Source organism: Ventrimonas sp. (genome assembly GCF_048380235.1).
In the GTDB taxonomy this organism is placed as follows: Bacteria; Bacillota; Clostridia; order Lachnospirales; family Lachnospiraceae; genus Brotaphodocola.
Window position 1 is genome coordinate 1 of sequence record NZ_DBFCCJ010000089.1, and the last position, 4,160, is coordinate 4,160.

3 protein-coding genes are annotated in these 4,160 nt (G+C 51.0%); 1 reads left to right on the plus strand and 2 read right to left on the minus strand.

Translation table 11 applies throughout. The features are described from left to right. Window positions 1-426 precede the first annotated feature (426 nt). Window positions 427-681: a relaxase accessory protein MobC gene (gene mobC, locus ACMP1L_RS14000; RefSeq protein ID WP_000091746.1), complete on the minus strand. Its 255-nt coding sequence runs from the start codon at window positions 679-681 to the stop codon at window positions 427-429. 178 nt (window positions 682-859) lie between these two features. On the opposite strand from mobC, the gene mobQ reads away from it, so the two are divergent. Further along, window positions 860-3,007 (plus strand): MobQ family relaxase, encoded by a 2,148-nt coding sequence (mobQ, locus tag ACMP1L_RS14005; RefSeq protein ID WP_001029354.1) that lies wholly within the window; start codon window positions 860-862, stop codon window positions 3,005-3,007. A 247-nt stretch (window positions 3,008-3,254) separates the two neighbouring features. Here the strand turns inward: mobQ and ACMP1L_RS14010 are convergent, their stop codons facing one another. Continuing rightward, the gene (locus ACMP1L_RS14010; RefSeq protein ID WP_001281395.1) at window positions 3,255-3,956 is read right to left on the minus strand and encodes a replication initiation protein; all 702 of its coding nucleotides are present in this window, start codon (window positions 3,954-3,956) and stop codon (window positions 3,255-3,257) included. Window positions 3,957-4,160 lie beyond the last annotated feature (204 nt).

Genomic DNA, 4,160 nt, shown 5'->3' on the forward strand with positions numbered 1-4,160 from the left:
GTTTTTTTTTTGCAACCCCCTTTTTCTGTGGATTACACCCCCAAAAGCTCCACCTTTCACCCCCAAAAGCTCCACTTATCTTGCCAGAACATCTTTAAAATCATGGTGTTACAAGACCTAAAAAGGTTTTAAAAAAAAAGATCTAAAAATAAGATCTTAAAAACTTAACGGCGAGCCTGTGGATAACTTGGGGTGCTGAAAACAAAAAACCAATAAAAACAATGCGTTGCAATAAAGCAGAATTGCAAGTTTCGAATACACCCCCTCCAACCCTGTGGAAACCCAGTATTCATGCGGGTTCAGCGCATATCACCTGCCGAAAAACCGTGCGTATGTGCTCAACCTGGCGACTGATTCACTTCCGCTTCCTCGCCCACTCGCTCGCTAACGCTCGGTCGCTGGGGCTGCGGCGAGCGGACGATACAATCACTGTTCTGGCAGCGCCTCCAGCTCGTTAATCAGCGGCAGTATGCGCGTCACATCAGCCTGTCGTGTCACCTCTGCCTTCAGGAACTGGAGTAACCAGGCACGCAACTGCACCTCCTCCGGCTTTCTGACCTTTGCCAGCAATGCAGCACCCACAACAACCTTCTGCGCTGTGTCCAGGCTCCGGCTCTTCGCCTTCAGGCGCTGTAATCTCGCCTCAGCATCAGCAATCTTCTGTTCGAGCGTTCTGCTCATGATGTAACTCCGTGCGCGATGAAAAATCGCATTTTAGCGCGTCACTGGTAGTTTAAAAACTGAGCTGGCATAATGCACGGCAAATCACGAAGTGCGCACTTATACAATCTCCACTCCGTTTCGATTGTGTGCGCCCTGCGGGGCTGAAAGAAAACTACAAAAAGGCATTACGGCAGAAATGGCGATTTATCATCTCAGCATGAAAATTATCTCCAGAAGCAGCGGCTACAGCGCCGTAGCTTCCGCTGCCTATCGTTCCGGTTCACTGATGCTTGATGAGCGTACCGGACTGACTCACGACTACACCCGCAAAAGCGGTGTGGCTGAGGCTGTGATTCTGACCCCCGCCACCGCCCCTGCCTGGTGTACGAACCGTGCCGAACTCTGGAATGCCGTTGAGAAGGCCGAACGCCGGAAGAACTCACAACTTGCGCGGGAAATTGAACTCGCCATCCCCCACGAACTGCCGCAGGATGCCGCACGGGAAACCGTTCTCGCCTTTGTCAGAGAAAACTTTGTCAGTCAGGGCATGATTGCTGATGTGGCGTTCCATCACATGGATAAAACAAATCCCCATGCGCACATCATGCTGACCACGAGGGCTATCGGACCTGCTGGGTTCAGCGGAAAGGTCAGGGACTGGAACGACCGGACACATGCCGAGACGTGGCGGGCATCATGGGCTGACCATGCAAACAGGGCACTGGCGAACGCCGGTTATCAGGAAGAGATAGACCATCGTTCATACGAGCGACAGGGGCTTGAGAAAACGCCTGGTATTCACCTCGGAAAGTCTGCCTGTGCGATGGAAACACGCGGTATCGAAACAGAACGCGGCGAACAGAATCGTCTGATTAACAGGCTTAACCTGGAAATACAGATTTCCCGCACCGAACTCAGGAACGGAGGGCTGACAGAGCCTGCCCGCCGTGTGGCTGACCTTCTGAATATCGGGCTTCCTGACAACGCAACTTCGTACACACTACGTGACATTATCGAAGCGTTGCCGAAGGACAGTAACTCGGCATGGAAACTCACCAGTAATGCCATGTCGATGATGGCAGATATGCAGGCGACGCGCAGACGCTGGGAAGAGCTGAACACCGAACGAAAGGAAGCGATGAGCCATGCTGCCAGCCTGAAAAAATCATCGCCGTTTTCGTCCGGTTTTTCCCGTATTCCCCTGATGCAATGGGCGGCACCGGAATACCGTAGTGAGCAGGGAAAAATCCAGTCTCTGAGCCAGCAAATGGAAAAATTACGACAGCATTACCGGAAGGTGGAGAAACAGGACATTCCCGCGAGTCAGATGGCATTTGAAAAACAGTGGCAGCAGTGGGGGGAATCCGGCCTTGCAGCTCTCAGAGCCCAGTTGCTTAAACGTGAAGAGGAATTGCGCCGGAAGGAACAGGAAGATACTGAACGTAGTCGCGCGGAGCAGCTCAGGAAAAATGACAATGCCGTTATGGATTCAGGGGTGCTGAGAGCAGTCGTTACGGGGTATGGCGAGGCTCCCATGCCTGGTAACGGGGAAATGACCTGTTACCTTCTGCTTCACAACCGGAACGGAGAATATACGCTCTGGGGGAACGAGCTGGAGAAATACCGCACCAGAATCTTTGAGAGTGTTGATTTAATGCGTGACAGGAGTGGTTATATCTGTGACCGAAGCGAAATCGGCCAACGTCCGCCACTGCAACGTGTTTATTCCTCTGCAACCTTTGAGCAACTGCTGACGCAGGTTTGCCAGACATGGCCGCAACATACCCGCAATCTCCGCCAGCCGAAGACATGGCCGGAGTCTTTCTGTCTTGGAGAAGACCGCCAGCCAGCCATGCCATCACCAGCGGCAAGGAAGGTGGATTTTATGCAGGGACGTCTGCCACCGACGCTGATGCCGGTCATGAGTTCTGTCGACCGGGAAACCCGCCAGCTTCAGCTTTTGCTGGTCATGGGCGTGGATGACTCTCTGGGCGGTGTTATCCGGCTTAATGGTACGCTGTATCCCGCGTTTGCCGTTCCCTCAGCCGATAACAGGCATCTGGTCATCAGTGCGCTGACCGATAAGGGGTTACGGTATGCAGGGTATGGTGTTGCCGTAAATCACGATGCAGACAGCCACATATCACCTGCACCAGAACTGATGCAGTTTCATCTGAAAACCCGTGAGGCACCGCTTTTTGCTGCCGTCAACACACCAGAAAAACAGCCGGATCATCTGTTCCGCTCGCTGGGTTTTAATCGTACCTGGGAGGAATGGCAGCGCGAGGAAGATGCACGAACACACACCACCGAGAGGAGACATGATCGCGGTTGGTCACAGTGAATGTGAACAATATTTTGTTTTGTTTAACATCGTGTTATGTTCGTCGATGTTCATCGACAGGGATGAATGCAAGAAGCACACTCACATAACGCAAGCATAGTTTTGTTTTTCCGCCCCCAAAAATTGGGGGGTCTTTTTTCGCTGCATCAGAGCGTTTTTGACGCAATTTTTCACTTCAATAGTACCTTCGCACTACTAACACAAAAAAAACGCAGCAGGGAGCGTTTTAGGTGCCTTAAAATCGATTTTAGATCGTCATCTTGATCTGTTTGTCTTCCTTGAAGCGAAAATGCAGGGCTACAACCGTGCGCCCCTTTTTGATCGTCTCAACAGTTACAACCAGATCGCTTTTTTCGTTCAGTTCGGCGATGGCTGGCTTGATTATCATCTTATTCAAGTCTTTGAATTGTTGATATTTATCTTCAACGGCAAGCATGGTTCGGAAATCATCGATAGCTATCGTTCTGTCACCGGTGCTGCGGAACTGCTGGAGCAGCTCGTAAATGCGGATGCTGTAGGTGCTGGAAAGGCTGGAGACGTTCTTCACGACTACCCGCGTAAACTGCCCCTTGAGCTGTGTCAGATACGGCATGATGGCATCGGAGAAGGTGATATCTACTTTCGCCTCACCTTTGAAATACTGCGCCCGGTACTGCACCCAGCGGAACTCTTCTCGTTTTTCCTCGTTCTTGATGATTACTGACCTGTCCCAGAGGCGATCTATCGCTTCCTTGAGCCTAGCTTCAGCGTGCTGCCGTCCCATGTCAGGAAAGGCATCATGAAACTCTGCAGCCGTGATGGTCATGGTTTTTTGTTCATCCGGCGAAGGGGAATCTTCTCCGGATTTTAGGCGGCTGATACAGACCAGCAGGAAGCGCTGTTCCTGCAAAGTGAGCTTGTAGCTTGCCTCGATAAGGGCGTTTGATTTGTAAGCTATCAGATCTGACATTTCGCTTGCTCGTTGCTATTGGTGGCGTTTTTTTACTGTACGCCACTTATCATATGGGTGGAAGTTTTTTTTTTGCAACCCCCTTTTTCTGTGGATTACACCCCCAAAAGCTCCACCTTTCACCCCCAAAAGCTCCACTTATCTTGCCAGAACATCTTTAAAATCATGGTGTTACAAGACCTAAAAAGGTTTTAAAAAAAAAGA